The 472-nt window shown below is 34.5% G+C and carries 1 protein-coding gene; it reads right to left on the bottom strand.

Annotated elements, in window-relative coordinates; all coding sequences use genetic code 11:
* Positions 1–9: 9 nt before the first annotated feature.
* Positions 10–312, bottom strand: a complete 303-nt coding sequence (locus C1I97_RS38745) for a type II toxin-antitoxin system YafQ family toxin (RefSeq protein ID WP_005917927.1) — start codon at positions 310–312, stop codon at positions 10–12.
* Positions 313–472 lie beyond the last annotated feature (160 nt).

The following is a 472-nucleotide window of genomic DNA, read 5'->3' as shown; positions in this document are numbered from 1 at the left end:
AAACTATAGCTATTGATTCAAGATTTCATGGGAGCCAGTTGCAACCAATAACAAAATCAATTCATCATGATCTAGCTGATAAATAACAATCCAGTTGTCATAATTTTTACCATAGTTTCCATATCTGGCAGGGTGAAATTCACGATAGCCACGCCAATTTCCTTTTAATGCATGATCTTTAATCTGTTTCAAAACAAGTACATCTTGTTCAACAATTGCTTCTAAACAAGGCTTCAAGACAGTTATTGGGAAATGTTTTTTGACTAGTTTTTTTAATTCACGTTCAAAAGATTTGGTCTGTTTAATTTGCATCTAATTTATCGATCCAATCTTCAAAGTCAGTCAATGAACCAATGTTTTTGACCTGCCCTGTTTCTGCTTCTTTTTTAGCTGCTGAGGCTTCCGGAGAATCTAAAAAGCTGACCAATCGAACTTCATTATTGGCCGCTTTAACTAACGATAAGCGTATATA

Origin of the sequence: Streptomyces sp. NTH33, assembly GCF_003236365.1 — a bacterium.
Classification (GTDB): Bacteria; Actinomycetota; Actinomycetes; order Streptomycetales; family Streptomycetaceae; genus Streptomyces.
This window is presented reverse-complemented; position numbering and strand designations above follow the sequence as displayed.